The sequence below is a fragment of the Vibrio porteresiae DSM 19223 genome, assembly GCF_024347055.1.
GTDB lineage: Bacteria > Pseudomonadota > Gammaproteobacteria > Enterobacterales > Vibrionaceae > Vibrio > Vibrio porteresiae.
In genome coordinates this window covers 436,745-455,545 of the sequence record NZ_AP024896.1, presented here as the reverse complement: position 1 = coordinate 455,545, position 18,801 = coordinate 436,745, and the positions used below count along the sequence as shown (strand labels likewise).

Sequence of the window (18,801 nt, the reverse complement as noted above, 5' to 3'; positions counted from 1 at the left end):
GTATAATAAAGTTTACATTATGATGAAATCAAAGCTTCTAGGTAGTACTTTGATCATTGCCGGCACCACCATTGGTGCAGGTATGCTAGCCCTACCGCTTGCCTCTGCTGGAATTGGATTTTCTACATCGCTGATGATCATGATCGCGTTGTGGATACTGATGTCATTTACTGCCCTGTTGATGGTTGAGATCCATCAATACGCTGACAGCAACGCGACGTTGCATACACTAGCGAAACAAATTTTAGGTGAGAAGGGCAAGTGGATTGCTACTTTTGCCATGCTATTTCTTTTCTATTCGCTATGTGCCGCTTACATCGCTGGTGGTGGTGCGCAATTTACCGACCGTATGCACGATATGCTAGGGTTAGATTTGCAAGGTCATGTGGGTACGCTGGTATTTACCATTATTGTTGCAGCGGTCGTGACTATTGGTACAAGTACAGTTGACCGCGTTAACCGCGTCCTATTCACTGGCAAAATCATTGCCATGGTGTTGGTACTCTTTTTCCTTGCGCCCAATGTGACCGAATCTTACCTGCTGAGTATGCCATTACAACAAGGCTTAATCGTGGCCGCTATTCCTGTAATTTTCACCTCGTTTGGTTTTCACGGCAGCATTCCGGCGATCGTAAACTACCTTGACGGCGACACTCCGGCACTGCGTAAAGCGATTATTTTGGGTTCTGCGATTCCATTGATCATCTACGTATTCTGGCAGCTTGTGACGCTTGGCGTGGTCAGCCAAACCGAGTTGGTGGATAACTCTGGCCTATCTGCCCTGATCAGCACTTTGGCGGTAAAAGTTCATCATTCCAATCTGAGCAATGTGATTGGCATTTTTGCTGACCTAGCCCTACTCACCTCATTTTTGGGTGTAAGCTTAGGTCTGTTTGAATTTCTTGGTGACATTTTGCGTAAGAACAGTAACGCAACGATGAATCGTCCGGTTGCTGCAGCCATTACCTTTGTTCCACCACTCGCATTCGCTCTGTTTTATCCTCAAGGCTTTATCATGGCATTGGGTTACGCGGCGATTGCACTAGCGATTTTAGCGATTTTCCTACCTCTGTTTATGGTAGTAAAAGTTCGCCAACAAGCGTCGTCAGCGAAATACCAAGTCAGTGGTGGTACTCCAGCTCTTGTTCTTACCGGTGTCGCAGGTGTACTCATCATTGGCGTGCAACTTCTCATCACTGCAGGTGTTCTACCAGCACTGGGTTAATCGCTCACTGCCGCAACCAACCACACCTCTTTACTCTTACCCCAGTCCATCATTCGGTGCGACTGGGGTAAGTGCTTTTAGTACCGCCTATTTTTGTTCGATCCATAAAAAGTTCAACACTCTGTCGCTTTAGTGCAACTGAACTGTCATTTTCCCCCAGCACACTCAACACCATAGGGTTCGACTTGACGGATTGCATGCTACACCTGCATCGCTATCAAAAAGTCAAAGTCATCAAGGTGAAAGAAAAAAGAGAGTTGGGATGCGCAAAATAAATTATTACTTATCCAGCGTGATGTATAGCCTGGTTCCCAATCCAATCATGCGCGGATATGTCAATTTCCGCCTCAACCGTCTAAGCACTGAACAACGTCAGTCATTACAACATCGGCTTAACTACTACCATCAAGTTCAATCCAGTTTCACCACGACCGCTAGCGCTAAACCAGTATCAGAATTTCGAAAGAATTGTGGCAGCACTTACTATTACGACATGCTCAAAGTGATCAAAGGGTTTGCACCCCATTTCGATTTTGACTTTATTCATGGTGATGTCACTGAGGTCCCGAGCTCTCCTACTTTTGTGAAAAGTCGCCCAATTGCAGGCAACAATCAAAACTCGATTTTGCTAAAGCTAAATGAAATTCGACACTATCGCTTTGTAAGAGATTCTTTAAGCTTTAGCGAGAAGTCGGATCAAGTGGTTTGGCGCGGCAGTGGTTTTCGCCCGAATCGACGTCTACTTTTAGAACACTATTTTCACCATCCTCGCTGCAACGTAGGTCGCACCGATACTGAAGATGCAGATCAGCTGCACTATGTTTTGCCCAAAATGAGCATCAAAGATCAGCTTAACTATAAGTTTATTCTGAGCTTAGAAGGCAAAGATGTAGCAACCAACCTCAAATGGATCATGTCCTCTAATTCGCTGGTGATGACACCTAAACTGGTCTATGAGACATGGTTTATGGAAGGGAAACTGGTTCCTGGAGTCCATTACGTTGAGCTTAAAGATGACTTTTCCGACCTGATTGAAAAAATGGACTACTATCTAGCCCACCCACAGGAAGCAGAACAGATCATTGCCAACGCTAACTTGTGGGTCGAACAATTTAAACAGCGCGATCAAGAGCGTTTACTTAGCTATTTGGTCGCAGAGCGTTATTTCGACCTGTCCCAGCTACCTCAACCCAAATCTGCCCCAGTTTGGCCTTGGCTTTGGAATAAAACCAAACCGACGCCTGAATCAGTTCAATGATTGTTCATCGTTGATGAGAAAATAGAACGCAAACAAAAAGCCGTCTGCCATAAGCAATAGACGGCTTTGTCTATAGAGAATTAAGCTAATTTGTACTTTAGAGTTTGAACTTGAACCAGTAGTAGAGGGTGTATTGATCCGTGTAGAACTCACTTGGATGATCCACCGGTAAACCTAATGATAAGGTGGTTTCATAACGTGGATGCGCTAACATCACTGAGAGTGCCGCGCCAACCACAGTGTCATTCGCGAGTGTGTAAAATCTATCTTGACCAATTTGCCCCATATCGACAGAGAGGACGGTCATTACAGTACCAACATCTTGGATATCGCCAAGATCATAATGAAAGTCGTTACGCCAAAAGTATCCTTCGCTTCCGGTAGTTTGCACGAACTCAAAGCCATGCAGAGCGTAATCGTTCACCACAGAAACAGGTGCATTACCCACTCGGTCTGAACTCCAGATCCCATAAAGATAAGTTGAGTAACCAAGACTGGACGTTAATGGATAGCCATAGCTAAGGGTCAATTCTTCTTTATGAACCTGTTGATAGGTATCCAGCGCTTGCCTAGAACCACTCTCAGACTCAGTCCACAACGTGGTGCGGCTCACCATAGGAACCAAGGTCAAATCGTTATCGAAAAGCTTGGTGCTGTACTCCATCGACAAGCTGATACGAGAGCTTTGCTCAGTGCGCACTCTTAAAAGCTCATCGACTTTTTCTTGTTTTAAAACGGCTTGCCCTAATGCAAAGCTAACCGAACCCAGTGCAGGAATAGCATCAACTAATGGCTCAACGGAGTACCATTGCCAAAGACGAGATGATGCGGCTGGTGCTAAATTCCAACGAACCGGAACAAGCTTGGTCGTCAAAGGTTGACAGGATGCTCTATCCCATCCTGTTTCTGTTACATAAGATGTAGAAATAGCAAGAGAGTCAAATGTCAGATCAGCCGGCTCACAGCGTTCATTTGATGAATTCAGATTAAGCAAAGGCGCAGACCAGCTCATCGCAGAGCTACTCATTAACGCTAGACTTAAAATGGTTTTGCCGACAGACACAATATCACCTCCGATTCTCAATGTTGGCAATTTTCATTCATTCTTAAGATCAATTTCAATACGACACGCAATCCAGTCGATCAATATCACATCAAATACCTCATTAGGATCATCGAACACTCACTTAGGTTATCGATAATTTTCACTTTATTGAGCTTACTAATGAAAATCATTTGTATTTGTCTTACATATATGAGAAAAAACGACCTTTGGTATTCACATTTTTACAATTTGCAATACGTTTCATAACAGAGACGTTGGTTAATAAGCAGTACAACAATGACTTCATTCGATTCTTTAATTGTTCGCCGTAACACTTTGCGAACTTGGCAGCAACACTTTACATTTTCGCCTCTTTTCCTTGCGATGCTCTCTTTACCAGCACTGGCTGAAGACGGACAGGCCGCGGCTAACCCCCAGACAACAGAAACCATCGTTGTGACGGGGCAACAGCATAAAACAACCTACACAATGCCAACCAGTTCGGTGGCGACACGCAGTAATGCCTCCATCATGGACATTCCTAAAGCAGTCACTACCGTCACCTCTCAGGTATTGCAAGATCAAGAATCGGATTCGTTGATTGATGCTTTGACCAACGTCAGTGGTGTAACTCAGACCAACGATATCGGCGGTAAAGAAGACGCGATCATTCGTCGTGGCTTTGGTTCCTCTCGTGATGGTTCAGTATTAACAGACGGCCTCAAAACTGCGCTACCTCATTCATTTAACGTCACGACCGAACAAGTTGAAGTGCTTAAAGGTCCTTCATCCACCCTTTACGGCGTGTTAGATCCAAGCGGTATGGTGAACGTGGTGACGAAAAAGCCACAAACCGAATTTGGTGCCAAAGTATGGTCCAAACTCTCGGCGATGGGGGCTGGTCGTTATGGTCAAAAATACGGTATGGATATTACCGATGGCATTAGCGACAGTAACTTTGCCTACCGTTTTATCGGCGAATATGAAGACAGCGATTACTGGCGCAATTTTGGCACCAACCGTAATTGGACTGTCGCGCCATCATTGATGTGGAGTACCGACAGCACTGAACTGGTTGTCTCATACTTCCACCAGCATTACCTGATTCCTTACGATCGTGGCACCATCTATGACACAACCAAAAATAAATTTGTTGATGTCAGCCGACGCACTCGCCTAGACGAAGCACTTTCAAAATACGAAGGTGATTCTGATATGGCAAAAGTTACGCTAAATCAGGCACTCAATGACACTTGGAATCTCGATACGCGTTACGCGTACTCGCAAGACGATTTTAAAGCCAATCAAGTTCGTACCTTAGGTTACAACTCAGAGACTGGCGCAGTGACTCGTCGCGCGGACGTTCGTGGTTTCTACAAAGTGAAAACACATGCGGTTCGCAGTGATTTGACTGGAAGTGTTGATCTGTTCCAAAAACAAAATGATCTGTTGTTTGGCGCATCATACGACAATGAAAAGACTCGCCGTTCAAAACTACAAAACTGTAATAAGAACTCTAATTTTAATGTCAACGATCCTACTTATGGCGAGATGGAAGGGTGTACTTATGACTCTTCAAGCTCTGTTTTGGAATATGAAACCATCAACACCGCTTCCGTTTACGGGCAAGATCAGTTCCACCTTAATGATGAATGGATCTTAGTTGGTGGTTTACGTTACCAACAATATGACATCGTGGCTGGTCGGGGCGATACAGAAAATACCGATACAGATGGTAATGCTCTGCTACCTAACGCTGGCTTAGTGTGGAAACTCAATCCTATGGTTTCCCTCTATACCAACGTGGGTAAAACATTTAGACCCAACAGCTCCATCACCAGTGAGTACGGTAACTTAGACCCAGAAGAAGGCATCTCATATGAAGTCGGCAGTAAATTCGACATTAATGAGCGCTTTAATGCCACTTTAGCCGCGTATCACGCACGTAAGAAAAACGTGGCTTACTCAGAAACGGTTAATGACAGTACTGTATACAACACCGCGGGTCTAGTTCGTTCACAAGGTATTGAATTTGATATGACAGCGCAGCTAACGGAACGCCTACAAGCGATTGGTAGCTACGCTTATACCGATACCAAAGTGCTCAAAGATCCAGATTACGAAGGTAAAGCATTACCTAACGTAGCAAAACATACGGCGTCTCTGTTCTTGTCGTATGACCATGGTAACCTAATGCAAGATAACGATGATCTTCGTTACGGTGGTGGTGTGCATGGCGCATCCAAACGCGCAGGTGACAACGACAACAGCTATTACTTACCTGAGTATGCCATAGCCGATCTGTTTGCTGCGTACACGTTCCATACCACCAATCCGATCAAAGTTCAGCTTAACTTGAACAACATTTTTGATAAGACTTACTACACCTCTTCCATCGGTAGTTCTGCCTACTCTATCGCTGTAGGACAACCGTTTAATGCGACATTAGATGTCAGCATGGCGTTTGGTGCGATGTAACAATCGCGCCAGGGCTCACAATCCGAAAGCAATGAGATGGGTTGCAACTGACAAAAAAACCACTGAAATACTCAGTGGTTTTTTTATTTATTTTCCGTAACAAGTTTTACGGTGCAAGTGTTTGCCAGAGCAAGTTTTTACCTTAGCAACGGCGCACTAAACTTCTGGATAACCCTGTGGGTTATGAGATTGCCAACGCCAAGTATCTTGAGTCATCTCATCTAAGGTACGTACCGCTTTCCAACCTAAATCGTTCTGAGCTTTACTTGGATCAGCCCAACACTCCGCAATATCACCTGGGCGGCGTTCAACCAACTTATATGGCACCGGTTTACCACACGCTTTTTCAAACGCTTTTACCATATCCAACACACTGTAACCATTACCTGTACCTAGGTTATAGATATGCAAGCCAGCTTGTTGACCAACACGGTTTAACGCAGCAACATGGCCATCAGCCAAATCCATCACATGGATGTAATCACGCACGCCAGTACCATCTTTGGTTGGATAATCGCTACCAAACACTGAAAGGAATTCACGACGACCAACAGCAACTTGAGACACAAACGGCATCAAGTTGTTTGGAATACCTTGAGGATCTTCCCCAAGTTCACCCGATGGATGAGAACCAACAGGGTTGAAATAGCGTAGCAGCGTAATGCTCCAATCAGGATTCGCTTTTTGGAAATCCGTTAAGCACTCTTCCACCATCAATTTACTGCGTCCATAGGGGTTGGTTGCACTGGTTGGGAAATCTTCGGTAATTGGCACACTCGCAGGGTCGCCATACACAGTGGCAGACGAACTAAAGACTAATGACTTCACGCCAGCTTCACGCATTGCAGCCACAAGGACTAGCGTTCCATTCACATTGTTATCGTAATACTCCAGTGGTTTTTGTACCGATTCACCAACCGCTTTTAAACCAGCAAAGTGAATGACCGCTTCAATACCATGCTGTTGCATAGTGCTGACAAGCAAATCCTTATTACGAATGTCACCTTGCACAAAGACAGGTTTAACACCAGAGACTTTCTCTACGCGCTCGAGTACGCTGGCTTTACTGTTGTAGAGGTTATCAAGAATAACAGGCGTCATCCCTGCCTCAATCATTTGAATGCACGTGTGGCTACCAATGTAGCCCATGCCACCTGTAACTAAAACCTTCATACCTAGCCTCCATTTAATGTTTGCCTGATTGTAACGGCTAATCAGAGGAAAATCACGGCCTTACCGAGTCAAACCGAGAGATTAACCCCACGTTGACATTACCCTGATCTCGGCTTAGAAAAGGGGTTAGCGTGTGATCAGTAACTTAGGTTACACTCGGCGCATTACGTCGAAAGTATTAGCTTAGGCGAAATACTCAAGCACACAGAAAAACTTGCACATCCGCCACGCGTTTTTCTGCACGAATCGAACATTCATGACTAGGCTTTAAATGGGCGCAGGTTGGACAAAAGGATACGCTAAGTGACCATACGAAACATTACGTTAAACTGCGATATGGGCGAAAGCTTTGGCGCTTGGAAAATGGGCGCAGATGAACAAGTAATGCCTTGGATTGACATGGCCAATATTGCTTGTGGCTTTCACGCTTCCGATCCTCATGTCATGAGCCGCACTATTGATCTGGCTATTGAACATGAAGTGATGATTGGCGCTCATCCAAGTTACCCTGATTTACAGGGCTTTGGCCGGAGAGCGATGGCGTTTTCGGAACAAGAAATCAGTGAGCTATTGATCTATCAAATCGGGGCGCTAAAAGCCTTGTGTGAGAGTAAAAATGCGCGTCTAGACTACGTTAAACCTCACGGTGCGCTCTATCACGACATGATGACACAGCCCGATGTGTTTCGCGCCGTGGTCGATGCTGTCTCTTGCTTTAATGTCCCGTTAATGATTATGGCAACGGCTAACAATCAAGATTTTTTGGATATCGCCGATTTGTATGACGTACCACTGCTGTTTGAAGCCTTTGCCGACCGGACGTATCAAGGTAATGGCCGTTTAATGCCACGTAGCGAAGCGGGTGCCGTCTTGACCAAAGAAGAAGATATTATCAATCAAGTAAAACAGATTGTGCGCTATGGCAAAGTTACCAGCGCGGATGGATTCGTTATTCCAATGGAAGCCGACACGCTGTGCGTGCATGGTGATAATAACGAGGCAATCGCGTTAATCGAAAAGATACGCTACCACCTCAATCCATAACGCACCTTCGCCCTCTTACTGGTAAACCACAGTTTACCAGTAAGATAAGCAGCGGTTATTCACCCACCACTCGTGCTAACGCTTGTGGATAACCGCGTTCATCCGCCATATCCAATGCTTTAGCTTCGACCTGCTGTGCGGTGAGATTCATACTCACAGGATGAGTTAACTCGATATCTTGAGATGCGTTTTCAGCGACCAAACACCACTCTTGAGCAATCTTTCGCACTGCAGATAGGGCTGATGAGCCTTTGACGATTTCAATACGGGCATAATGGTCGTCTTCGAAACTCACGTCAGCAGCTCGTAGGGTGGCATCGTCGCCAGGGATCTGCTGCGCACCAAACAGTGGCTTGCCCGCAATGCTCGCCGAACGAAACTTCGGCATAAACTGGCTCATGTGAGAAATAGCACGATCGGTACGTTCAATTTGAGCATCTAAGCTCCAGCCTTGATTTAGCTTCGCTTGCAAATAGCTAGGTAACACTGGCTGGGCAGAGCGTAAATCTGAGCTTACCAAACCGTCTTTAAACAGCGTGATACCTTCAGTCATACCATGCAGTTGAAACACCCCATCAGCGTACGGGGTAAGCTGCGCCATACCATTAGGTGTACCACGTTGACCGTGGAAAATGACCTCTGGCCATAGCTGCTGGCAATCAGGCCAATGCGTCACATAGGCCGCTTTAAACTCCACCAACCGCTTACGATAGTGACGAGCCATGTCATCGATAGAACCGGTCTGATAACCACAAGCGTTAATCACATAGTCGACCAGAACCTGCTCTTTAATACCACGCTCACTCAGTAACGTGACTTGCCACTGTGTTCCTGTGTATTCGAGATCAATCACTGTGGTTTGCGTGCGCACATCGCAATTAGGTAAACGCTCTAGCACTAACTCGGCGCTCGCGCCTAAACGAAATACGCTCCAGCCATATTCTTGCACAGCAATCAGCGGATACTTGATGGCATCAAGATCGATATTTTGTACGACGGGAATCATCCATTCATCGACGGTGCTAGGATGCTGAGGCTGGACGCATTGCTGCAGTGCCTCAAGTTCTGTGCGACTGTAGGTGCGAAAATAGTCTTGTGGATTACCCAACAGTTGATTACGAGCATCTTCATCGACCAAGCGTTGATAGGCCGAACGAATCGTATTTAAGCGCGGTAAGATCTCCAACGGATCACCCGGATCGCTGTGTGGCACTGCAATCACGGTTGGACGCTTATTCAGGGTGTGTGGATAAAGTCGTACCGTTTCTAATGATTGACGAAGTAATTCAATGCATTGCTGCTCAGAAATCTCGCGATAGAGATTGCCTCCCGCATGCAAGTGGCAGATCGGTGGTCCATTGACCAAACCTTCGCCCTTTTCGATCAAAAGCACGTCTTGACCTAATTCACCTAGATGCACTGCCGCCGTAGCGCCAGCCACACCGCCGCCAATAATTGCGATCTTAGGTCGGTTGGTTTGCAGGTCTGTCTTTACCATTACACTCTTACTCATCATTGTTGTGCGGCCATTCTAAAGCGAGTCGATTGTGAAAAAAATCACAAATTTTACGCGGTCTTAGCCTTTATCCATCATAACTTACACCATAGTAACAGCGAAGCAAACGAATGGCGAATCGACTTGTGGTACTAACAATATGCGTATACGTGAATACGTTTTTTTCAAGCCAAATATTTCAAAAAAAAAGCTTGACTGAGATCTTCGTGATCGTCAGTTTTTCGATTTTGTGCATAACGAATTGGGCTGATCCAACGGTGCTATAAAGGCTAGCGCCATAGTACAAGTTATCAACAGCCCAAGTTATCCAAAACTTTATCCACTGTTTTTGTGGATAACTAAATTTATCAGAAAAGAAAAAGCTAGCTAAACGCTTTATTTAAAGGGATTAACAAACGACGAAGCAAACTGCTCACTACCACAGCTAAGATGGCAAATGTTGCTATCGGAAGCACTATCCACAGCATAAAATGAAGCTTAGGTTGCATATCAAAGCCGTAGATCATAATCGCGCCGACCACGGCATCAGCCCCAATACATGCCACCCAACCTGCCACTAACGCCAGCAACCCAAATTCCGCCCAGATCGTGCGAATCACTCGTTGTCTGCTTGCCCCTAATGTACGATAGAGTTGAATCTCTTGTTGCCGTTGGCTCAAACTCAGACGCAGGAGTGTGAAAATTAGCAAAATCCCCGCGACAACGCCTAGTCCCGCCAACACAGTCATGGACCACACAATCTGCTGCAGGAGTTTTTCAATTTTGGCTCCCATTGAGCGGATATCAATTAAGCTCACCGTTGGATGCTGGCGAGAAAGCGTCACTAGCAACTGGTCATCCTTGGCACTAAGACGAAAACTCACTAGCCAAGTGGCAGGGACCGATGCCATCACATCAGGGCTAAAAATAAAATAGAAGTTGGGCTTCATCTGACGCCATTCTACATGACGCAGGGTATTCACTTTTGCAGTAAACGTTTCACTGTTAATCACAAACGTCAGTTCATCGCCTATGTTGATCCCGAGATCTCTCGCGAGATCTTCTTCGACCGAAACCGCGCCTTGAGCGTGCCAACTGCCTGCAACAATAGGATTGTAATCAGGTAAGGTTTCACCCCATGTAAAATTCAGCTCACGACCTAGCGCATCTTCCCCTTCCCGACCATTTGCACGCTCTTTCGCATTTTGCCCATTGATTAGCGTTAAACGACCACGCGAGATGGGATACGCCGGAGATCGTTCAACATGCGCCGCATCCAGTTCCTGTAGATAGCTCTCTTTTTCATAAGGCGCGATGTTAATGGCAAAGGCATTGGGCGCATCTGGCGGAAGTGTTTGCTGCCAATCGGCCAATAAATCGGTGCGCACCAACCACATCACCGCAAGCAGCATCAATGAGAGTGACAAAGCGCCAAATTGCAAAGCACTTGCAGACCCAGAACGTTGTAGTCGACCGATAGCCAGTTTAAATGTTGGGCTTAACGGCAAGTAGTTCGTCAATTTGGTGATCAGTAGCCCAACAATACCGAGCAATATAAACAGCACCACCATACCGATTAATACTAGCCAAATCAGCGTGTTGCCCTGATAGACATAAATCAAAGCGACCATAGGTAATAATGCAAGCCACCACGCTCTTTTGCGACCTTTCGCCGTTCCCTCATTCATCACCTGAGCCGCACGAATCATCAGCAGCCGATCGAGTGGAATGCCTAGCGCAGGTATGGCGATCAAAAGACTTGTGAGTAAAGCAAAACCTAATGGAGCCAACCCATAACTGGGTAACGGATTGGGGAGCATGTCAGTTAACGGAACACGTAGCAGCATTTCTAACCCAACCCCAACTAAACTGCCGAAAACAGCTGCCACACCATAGAGCACCAAGGTTTGAATCAGCAGCCAACGCACAATCCAAGTGCGACTTGCCCCTAGACTCTTCAACATAGCAATGGTTTGCTGGCGAGAAGCGACATAATGCTGACAGGTCAATACCAAGGTCGTCGCCGCCATGATAATCACTATTGCGACCGCCAAAGAGAGGTATTGCTGAGTGCGCTCAAACACATCACTGGTGCGACTGGTGCTGCTTTGATCACGCCAGCGATCGCTTGGCGTTAACACCACTTGCTGTTTCAGTGCCTCAATCGCGCGATTGCTGCCATTAACAAACAGTTGATACTGAACTCGACTCCCCATTTGCACAGCACCGGTTTTGGCCACATCATCTTGATGAATAAGCACTGCCGGCATTTGTTGGAAAGGATTAAAACTAAGCCCTGGTTCTTCGGCGACTCGCCCAGAGATCGTAAAGTCGGCATCACCAATGCTCAAACGGTCCCCAACATTGACGTCCAGTAAAGAGAACAGCCGTTCATCTAACCAAAGCTCACCCGGCTTTACGTGTTGATCAACCTGATTATTGGCTCTAATTAGACGCATCTCTCCGCGCAGAGGATAAGCACTGTCGACCGCTTTCACCGTGACCAATTGCATTTTGTCATCGGCGCTAAATGCCATGGTGCCAAACCGAGTTAACAGTGACGTAGTCAGAGGCAGATTATTGACAGCTTGCCAAGTTGGCTTAGTGATGGGATTGCCAGAAACCAGCACGGTATCTGCGGTTAAGGCATCTTTACCTTGTTTGACCACCACCTGCTCCATACGAGTAGCCAACGCGGTCAAGGCAAACACGCAAGCGATGATGAGAATCAGTGCAAGCGCAAGTGGCCAGAGTTTTCCATGGCGAATTTCGGCTAGGCTCCAACGCAATAAGCGGCCATTTAACTGACCTTTGGTCATTAACTGCGGCTGATTAGGATGACTCATACTCGCTCCTCCAGTTCGCCGGCATGCATGTAAAAGCATCGCTGACAACGAGCGGCGAGTTCTGGATCGTGAGTCACCAAAACCAAGGTTGTGCCGTTATCCTTATTGAGCTTAAACAGTAAGTCGATTACGGTTTGCGCAGTTGCTTGATCGAGATTACCCGTTGGTTCATCGGCAAACAGAATTTGTGGTTGAATCATGAAAGCTCGTGCCAAAGCCACACGCTGCTGCTCACCACCAGATAATTGTGCTGGAGAGTGATGTAAGCGATGACCCAGTCCCACTTGCTCAAGCAGCGCCTTGGCTCGTTCAGTGTTTTCCTTTTCGCCTTTGAGCAAGCAAGGTAAGGTAACATTTTCAAGGGCGGTTAAACTTGGGATCAACAAAAAGCTCTGGAACACAAATCCGATAGAGTTGGCTCTTAGCGCTGCTCTTTCCTCGTCATTTAAGGTGCTAAGCCCCTGTCCTAGTAGATGAACTTCCCCTTGCGTGGGCTGTTCAAGTCCAGCCAACAAGGTCATTAAAGTGGATTTGCCCGCGCCAGATGTCCCAACAATAGCCACCGTCTCTTCGGCATGAATTTGTAAACTAACATTTTTTAGGATTGTTAATTGCTCTTGTTTGGTGGAGACTACTTGAGTTAACGATGTCGCAGAAATAATGGATGATTGCATGATTCGAAGACTTTCCTTGCTGTTACTGTTGCTGTGTTCCACCAGCGCTACGAGTCAAACATTAATGATTCTCGGAGATAGCCTTAGCGCAGGTTACCAAATGCCAATCGAGCAGGCTTGGGCCAGTTTACTCAGTCATGAACTGAGTGAAAAAGGAAAAAATGTTACGGTTGTTAACGCTAGCATCTCAGGTGACACATCCGGTAACGGTTTAGCTCGGTTACCCGGATTGTTAACAAAACATCACCCTGATGTTGTATTGGTCGAGTTAGGGGCAAATGACGGGCTACGCGGTTTTCCTACTCCCTTGATTACCAATAACTTACGCCAAATTGTACAACAAATACAGGCCAGCAATGCAAAAGCACTTGTGATGCAAATTCGTATGCCTCCCAATTATGGCAAGCGCTATACCACTATGTTTTATGAGGTTTTTGCTAAGGTAAGTGAAGCGGAAAAAGTTCCTCTTATTCCCTTCTATCTTGAACAAATCATCACCAAACCAGAGTGGATTATGGCCGATGGTTTACACCCTAAGCCAGAAGCACAAGCATGGATCGCCAACTACATGGCTAACGAATTACTCCCATATTTATAACAAATATCACCACTTTTAATGGTCTAGCTCAATAAAGCCCCGCGGAATATAAGGTATTCTCGTCCCTTCTGTTCAACACGATGGTGACACTAATGCACATAGAACCCGTTATTAAGGGTGTGGTGGCAAAAACCGCCCATCCATTAGGTTGCGAGCAAGCTATCTTGCAGCAAATTGAGTTTGTTAAAAAAGCAGAGCCTATCACTCAAGGGCCAAAACGAGTTCTGATTCTCGGCGCATCTTCTGGTTACGGTCTAGCAGCGCGTATCGCTCTCACGTTTGGTGGCGCTCAGGCTGATACCATTGGCGTATCGTTAGAAAGAGCTCCATCAGAAACGCAAACTGGCAGCGCTGGCTACTACAACAATTACTATTTCAAGAAGCACGCGGAAAACGCTGGTAGAACTGCAGTAAATATCAATGGCGATGTGTTCTCTCAAGAACTAAAAGATCAAGTCATTGAAGCCATCGAAACCTATTTCGAAGGCGAAGTCGATCTCATCATTTACAGTATTGCCAGTGGCAAACGTCGTCAGGCGAATTCCGATCGTTTCTGGCATTCGTTTATCAAACCGATTGGTGACACAGTAGCGGGGTCGACGATCATTCTTGAAGATGATCGCTGGCAAAATCTTCAACTCACACCAGCCACGGATGATGAGCTGCACAGCACGATCAAAGTGATGGGCGGAGAAGATTGGGAAAACTGGGTTGATGCCTTAATCAACGTTGATTCTATCGCCCAAGGGTGTAAAACCATCGCGTTCTCGTACATGGGACCAGAGATCACTCATCCGATTTATCTTGATGGCACACTTGGCCAAGCGAAAATCGACCTGCATCAAACCAGCCACTCGCTGAATTTGAAACTGGCTAACTATGACGGCGGAGCTTACGCTACGGTGTGTAAAGCCGTTGTGACTAAAGCGAGTATGGTGATTCCGGGTCTGAGCCCTTATATGATCGCTTTGTATAAAGTGATGAAAGAAGCAGGCACTCATGAAAATACCATTGGTCAAATGCAACGTCTATTTCGCGAGAAACTCTACGGACATGACAAAGTACGTGTCGATGGCGAGCGTCTAGTTCGCATGGATGACCGCGAGTTGGCTCCTGAAACTCAGGCCAAAGTGAATGCCATCCTAAGCGAACTCAACGAAGCGAATTTCCGTGAACTTGGCGACTACGCTGGATTTAAGCAAGAATTTATGCAGCTTAACGGCTTTGGCTTTGACGCAGTGAACTACCAACAAGACGTTGACCTGAGCCAATACGTAAACCAAGACGACGAATAATGTCTTCGTTTTGACGCTGTGAATACGAATAGCCTGATGTTTCCTCACCAAGTGTGACAGAAAAATCAGGCTTTTTTGTGTTCATTTCCATCAATCTACAGCGAATGCTGCGCTAAGTTGCTATCCTGACTTTACTCTGGAGAATGCGGTTTCTATAATCCCCCTCCTTTTACCTCAGACGAGACGAGCTGTCATACTATGGATCAATTAACCTCAAGACTGAAAAAACTCGAAAAACAGAATTATCGTGCCTATCAGCAAATCAAAGGTGAATATGACTTCGGTGACTTCACCCTGTTTATCGATCACATCCAGTCCGATCCATACGCGCCAGCATCGCGTTTACGCGCATTTCGCGCTTGGGCACCCTCAGGATTGGCTTTTCTGCGCGACAAATCGGCAGCTTACCAAATTGCTGCCCGTGATTTTATCGCCCGCAGTTTTGCCCAATTTGCTCTGCATGAAAACGATGTGGAAATTGCGCTAACCGGTCAAACTGTGCTCGATTCCACCTCAGTGGTCTTTACCGATGAAGGGATTGAGCTGCGTTTTCGTGTCAATTTGCCAGCTGAAGCTCGCCAAATTCTGGCGAAAAAGGCCATTAACCTTCTAACCTTCCATCTGCCTAAATTCGTACGTCGTGCGACTATGGCGCGCGAATTGGACTTAGAAGCATTAGACCAACACTGTGTGGTCATTGAAGATCAAGAGGCGCTGCGCAATCAACTTGCTGAGCATGGCCTGATTGGTTTTATTGCCAATGGCAGCATTCTCCCACGCCTTGCCGGTAACAGTGATTTACCGATGAAAGAAGCGGTCGCATTCAGCGCACCAGAGTCACTTGCAGTGACTTTAATGACGCCTAACCGCGGCGCTGTGACGGGTTTGGGGATCAAAAGTGGCATCACTTTGGTCGTTGGCGGCGGTTTCCATGGCAAATCCACCCTGCTGACCGCGGTTGAACGTGGCATCTATAACCACATCGTTGGCGATGGCCGTGAATACTGTGTGACCGATCGCCAAGCGATGAAGATTCGTGCTGAAGATGGCCGTTGTGTGCACAACCTCGACATTTCAAATTATATCAACCATTTACCAATGGGGCGTGATACGCACTCTTTTAGTACGCAAGATGCGTCTGGTTCGACATCTCAAGCGGCTTGGCTGCAAGAATCCATTGAAGCTGGCGCGACAACTCTGCTTATCGATGAAGATACCTCAGCCACCAACTTCATGATTCGCGATGAGCGCATGCAAGCTCTTGTGAGCAAGGGCGATGAGCCAATCACCCCGCTGGTCGATCGTATTGGTCAACTGCGCGATATGTTGGGCATCTCAACACTGATTGTTATGGGTGGGTCAGGTGACTACCTTGATGTGGCAGATACTGTAATTCAAATGCACGATTACCAAGCCATTGATGTGACCGACAAAGCCAAAGAAGTGATCACTCACCATCCGTCAACGCGTAATAATGAGTGTGAGCACGAGTTACAACAAATTCCTGCTCGTCAATTTCATTGTGGTGGCTTACAGAAGATTCTTGCTGATGGCAAATTCCGCGTGAGCGCCAAAGGAGCACATACCTTACGTTTTGGTCGTGAAACTGTGGATTTATCAGCTCTTGAACAACTAGAGTCCGCTAGTGAAGTGAATGCGATTGGTTGGCTGTGGTTCCAGTTAGCACAAAATCCAGGATGGGCGAAAAAACCAGCAGAAACCATTCAAGCGATGCTGAGCCAAGAATGGCATAAAACAATGCCAAATCAAGGCGATTTGGCATTACCTCGCGTACTCGATGTGATGGCGGCGTTAAACCGCATGCGCCAAGCTCAGTTTAAAGCCTAACCGTTAAACTTAGGCTTTACCTAACATACTGAACTAACGTCAGTTATTGACTAACTGACGTTACTCAATTAGCTGAACATGTCCTGAAATTCATCTCGACGCAGAACATGCCAAGCTTCGCAAAGAATACGGAATTTTTCCGAATTTCCGTTCTCTCGATCCGGATGCCAACGCAGCGCTAAACGTCGCCAGGTTTTCCGAATTTGAGCTGCACTGGCCGTTTCATCTAATTCAAACAGTCGCAGGGCCTGCAAACGGCTCAGGTTTTTATGGTCCTCATCGCCACCAACGAACTTGCGATAACGAGTCCAAAACTCGTTCAATAACCGCTTCACTTCCCCTTCGTTGGCTTCGTAGTTTTCCCACTGCATATAGTAATCACGTAGTGGATTGTCGGTATCAATGTAATGCATCTGACTTTGGAACATAGGGCTAAGCACAATGTCCATGGCTTCAACTTGTAACCACTTTTCTGGGTAAAGGGTTTCTTGCAGTTGAAAGAGCGCATTCATCATCAGAAAATTGCGTTTAAATAGATCTTTTTCCGACGAATCATCAAGGGTTGGCATAAAACCAATCTCACCCAAATGAGACGCCAAGGTATGCACTTTCCAACCGGAAGGTTGATGTTTCAGAACTTCAAAAATCGGCCATACTAATGGGTTTTCCATGTAGCCCTGAAACGTCGCTGTGAGGTGGTGAGTTTCTGACATAGTGCGTCCACTGCGAATATCGTCATTCTATTCAAATCTATCCGATCGCTTTTGTCGAGTAACAACCTTGGCAACGCCATCGGATTTTGACCCCGAGTCCATTTCTCAATGACACCAAATCCCAGCGCATCATTGTCGTTCCATCTTCCTTGTCCCCTAGATGAAGCAAAAAAGAGAATCTCGTTCAAACAGTTAACTAAGGTATGACATGGCTCTAGCAATAAGAATAGGACAAGGTAGATAATAGATCAGGGTAAATGATTAATATTTTTAAAGAGTTACTAGGTTTTGCGACTTACCCCAAAAATCCATATCTTTGCAACAAATTGCAATAATACTGATTTTTGCGCAAAGTGACACACGGATGAGAACGATTTTTTACCCTATACCACTCGCTGCAAAACCCTTATAACATCGCAAGTCGATGTTTTTTGCATGGCATGTTTCACAATGGATTTCGCCATGCGCTATAACTGACTGCCATCAAGGACTGAATGCAACATGACCGTACCTCGCCAACTCACTTGGTTTACGCTCGGCTACGCCGTGCTATTTATTTTTTCCGCCGTTGCACCAAATTCACAATCGGTGTGGATTGCTGAAATCATCCCAGTGATGCTGATTTTGGCTCTCACGTGGTGGGGCTCAACTCTTGTGCCCTTAAGCAAAACTGCCTACTGTCTTATGTTCATTTGGATGGCAATGCACACGATAGGTGCCAAATACACCTTTGCTGAAGTGCCATTTCATTGGTTTAACCAACTGATTGGTTCTGAGAGGAATAATTTTGACCGCGTCGCGCACTTCGCTATCGGTCTTTATGCCTATCCCATCGCTGAAATCATCATACGTCGACGTTTAGCTCACCCATGGTTAGCGCGTGCATTCGCTCTGTTTGCGATTATGAGCGTCGCTGCTGGCTATGAAATCATTGAGTGGTGGTATGCCGACTTAGCCGGTGGCGAAAATGGAATCGCCTTCTTAGGATCTCAAGGGGATATTTGGGATGCACAGAAAGATATGCTGTGTGACACACTCGGTGCACTGTGCGCATTGAGTTTATTAAGCTGGCAATGTCGCCACAATCCTAAACGCTTCCAAGCTTAAAG

The 18,801-nt window shown here is 46.2% G+C and carries 14 protein-coding genes; 8 read left to right on the top strand and 6 right to left on the bottom strand.

The genetic code is table 11. From position 1 onward, the window contains the following. Positions 1-19 precede the first annotated feature (19 nt). Together OCV11_RS18650 and OCV11_RS18645 are read left to right on the top strand one after the other, a co-directional pair. On the top strand, positions 20-1,225 hold the full coding sequence (locus OCV11_RS18650; protein ID WP_261897528.1) for an aromatic amino acid transport family protein: 1,206 nt from the start codon (positions 20-22) through the stop codon (positions 1,223-1,225). A 262-nt stretch (positions 1,226-1,487) separates the two neighbouring features. Further along, positions 1,488-2,483 (top strand): glycosyl transferase family 90, encoded by a 996-nt coding sequence (locus OCV11_RS18645; RefSeq protein WP_261897527.1) that lies wholly within the window; start codon positions 1,488-1,490, stop codon positions 2,481-2,483. A gap of 97 nt (positions 2,484-2,580) precedes the next feature. On the opposite strand, the gene OCV11_RS18640 is transcribed toward OCV11_RS18645, so the two are convergent. Further along, positions 2,581-3,546, bottom strand: a complete 966-nt coding sequence (locus tag OCV11_RS18640; protein WP_261897526.1) for a ShlB/FhaC/HecB family hemolysin secretion/activation protein — start codon at positions 3,544-3,546, stop codon at positions 2,581-2,583. A 279-nt stretch (positions 3,547-3,825) separates the two neighbouring features. Here OCV11_RS18640 and OCV11_RS18635 point away from each other — a divergent pair, with 279 nt between their 5' ends. Beyond that, positions 3,826-6,006: a TonB-dependent siderophore receptor gene (locus OCV11_RS18635; protein ID WP_261897525.1), complete on the top strand. Its 2,181-nt coding sequence runs from the start codon at positions 3,826-3,828 to the stop codon at positions 6,004-6,006. Between the two features lie 156 nt (positions 6,007-6,162). On the opposite strand, the gene galE is transcribed toward OCV11_RS18635, so the two are convergent. Next, on the bottom strand, positions 6,163-7,179 hold the full coding sequence (galE, locus tag OCV11_RS18630; RefSeq protein ID WP_261897524.1) for a UDP-glucose 4-epimerase GalE: 1,017 nt from the start codon (positions 7,177-7,179) through the stop codon (positions 6,163-6,165). A 303-nt stretch (positions 7,180-7,482) separates the two neighbouring features. Between galE and OCV11_RS18625 the strand changes: the two genes are divergently transcribed. Then, positions 7,483-8,223, top strand: a complete 741-nt coding sequence (locus tag OCV11_RS18625) for a 5-oxoprolinase subunit PxpA (RefSeq protein ID WP_261897523.1) — start codon at positions 7,483-7,485, stop codon at positions 8,221-8,223. A gap of 55 nt (positions 8,224-8,278) precedes the next feature. Here OCV11_RS18625 and OCV11_RS18620 read toward each other — a convergent pair whose 3' ends face one another. The 3 genes from OCV11_RS18620 to OCV11_RS18610 form a co-directional block, all read right to left on the bottom strand. After that, positions 8,279-9,721, bottom strand: a complete 1,443-nt coding sequence (locus OCV11_RS18620) for an FAD-dependent oxidoreductase (RefSeq protein ID WP_261897522.1) — start codon at positions 9,719-9,721, stop codon at positions 8,279-8,281. Positions 9,722-10,101: 380 nt separating this feature from the next. Further along, positions 10,102-12,537 carry an ABC transporter permease gene (locus OCV11_RS18615; RefSeq protein ID WP_261897957.1) on the bottom strand — a complete coding sequence of 812 codons (2,436 nt, stop codon included), beginning with the start codon at positions 12,535-12,537 and terminating at the stop codon, positions 10,102-10,104. 23 nt (positions 12,538-12,560) lie between these two features. Beyond that, positions 12,561-13,238 carry an ABC transporter ATP-binding protein gene (locus OCV11_RS18610; RefSeq protein ID WP_261897521.1) on the bottom strand — a complete coding sequence of 226 codons (678 nt, stop codon included), beginning with the start codon at positions 13,236-13,238 and terminating at the stop codon, positions 12,561-12,563. On the opposite strand from OCV11_RS18610, the gene OCV11_RS18605 reads away from it, so the two are divergent. The 3 genes from OCV11_RS18605 to OCV11_RS18595 all read left to right on the top strand — a co-directional run bounded on the left by OCV11_RS18605 (position 13,237) and on the right by OCV11_RS18595 (position 16,979). Then, complete coding sequence (locus tag OCV11_RS18605; protein WP_261897520.1) at positions 13,237-13,836, top strand: arylesterase; 600 nt, start codon at positions 13,237-13,239, stop codon at positions 13,834-13,836. The genes OCV11_RS18610 and OCV11_RS18605 overlap by 2 nt on opposite strands. Positions 13,837-13,928: 92 nt before the next feature. Beyond that, a complete protein-coding gene (gene fabV, locus OCV11_RS18600) occupies positions 13,929-15,131 on the top strand; it encodes an enoyl-ACP reductase FabV (RefSeq protein ID WP_261897519.1) in 1,203 nt (400 codons plus the stop codon). Between the two features lie 198 nt (positions 15,132-15,329). Next, complete coding sequence (locus tag OCV11_RS18595) at positions 15,330-16,979, top strand: ABC-ATPase domain-containing protein (RefSeq protein WP_261897518.1); 1,650 nt, start codon at positions 15,330-15,332, stop codon at positions 16,977-16,979. A gap of 68 nt (positions 16,980-17,047) precedes the next feature. Here OCV11_RS18595 and OCV11_RS18590 read toward each other — a convergent pair whose 3' ends face one another. Next, a complete protein-coding gene (locus OCV11_RS18590; RefSeq protein WP_261897517.1) occupies positions 17,048-17,692 on the bottom strand; it encodes a DNA-J related domain-containing protein in 645 nt (214 codons plus the stop codon). A gap of 501 nt (positions 17,693-18,193) precedes the next feature. Between OCV11_RS18590 and OCV11_RS18585 the strand changes: the two genes are divergently transcribed. Then, a complete protein-coding gene (locus OCV11_RS18585) occupies positions 18,194-18,799 on the top strand; it encodes a DUF2238 domain-containing protein (RefSeq protein ID WP_261897516.1) in 606 nt (201 codons plus the stop codon). The last annotated feature ends 2 nt before the right edge of the window (positions 18,800-18,801 follow it).

Excerpts from the sequence above, each read along its gene's own strand:
- OCV11_RS18650 (WP_261897528.1), top strand. The coding sequence starts at position 20 with ATGATGAAATCAAAGCTTCTAGGTAGTACTTTGATCATTGCCGGCACC.
- OCV11_RS18645 (WP_261897527.1), top strand. The coding sequence starts at position 1,488 with ATGCGCAAAATAAATTATTACTTATCCAGCGTGATGTATAGCCTGGTT.
- OCV11_RS18635 (WP_261897525.1), top strand. The coding sequence starts at position 3,826 with ATGACTTCATTCGATTCTTTAATTGTTCGCCGTAACACTTTGCGAACT.
- galE (WP_261897524.1), bottom strand. The coding sequence starts at position 7,179 with ATGAAGGTTTTAGTTACAGGTGGCATGGGCTACATTGGTAGCCACACG.
- OCV11_RS18620 (WP_261897522.1), bottom strand. The coding sequence starts at position 9,721 with ATGGTAAAGACAGACCTGCAAACCAACCGACCTAAGATCGCAATTATT.
- OCV11_RS18615 (WP_261897957.1), bottom strand. The coding sequence starts at position 12,537 with ATGACCAAAGGTCAGTTAAATGGCCGCTTATTGCGTTGGAGCCTAGCC.
- OCV11_RS18605 (WP_261897520.1), top strand. The coding sequence starts at position 13,237 with ATGATTCGAAGACTTTCCTTGCTGTTACTGTTGCTGTGTTCCACCAGC.
- OCV11_RS18610 (WP_261897521.1), bottom strand. The coding sequence starts at position 13,238 with ATGCAATCATCCATTATTTCTGCGACATCGTTAACTCAAGTAGTCTCC.
- fabV (WP_261897519.1), top strand. The coding sequence starts at position 13,929 with ATGCACATAGAACCCGTTATTAAGGGTGTGGTGGCAAAAACCGCCCAT.
- OCV11_RS18595 (WP_261897518.1), top strand. The coding sequence starts at position 15,330 with ATGGATCAATTAACCTCAAGACTGAAAAAACTCGAAAAACAGAATTAT.
- OCV11_RS18590 (WP_261897517.1), bottom strand. The coding sequence starts at position 17,692 with ATGTCAGAAACTCACCACCTCACAGCGACGTTTCAGGGCTACATGGAA.
- OCV11_RS18585 (WP_261897516.1), top strand. The coding sequence starts at position 18,194 with ATGACCGTACCTCGCCAACTCACTTGGTTTACGCTCGGCTACGCCGTG.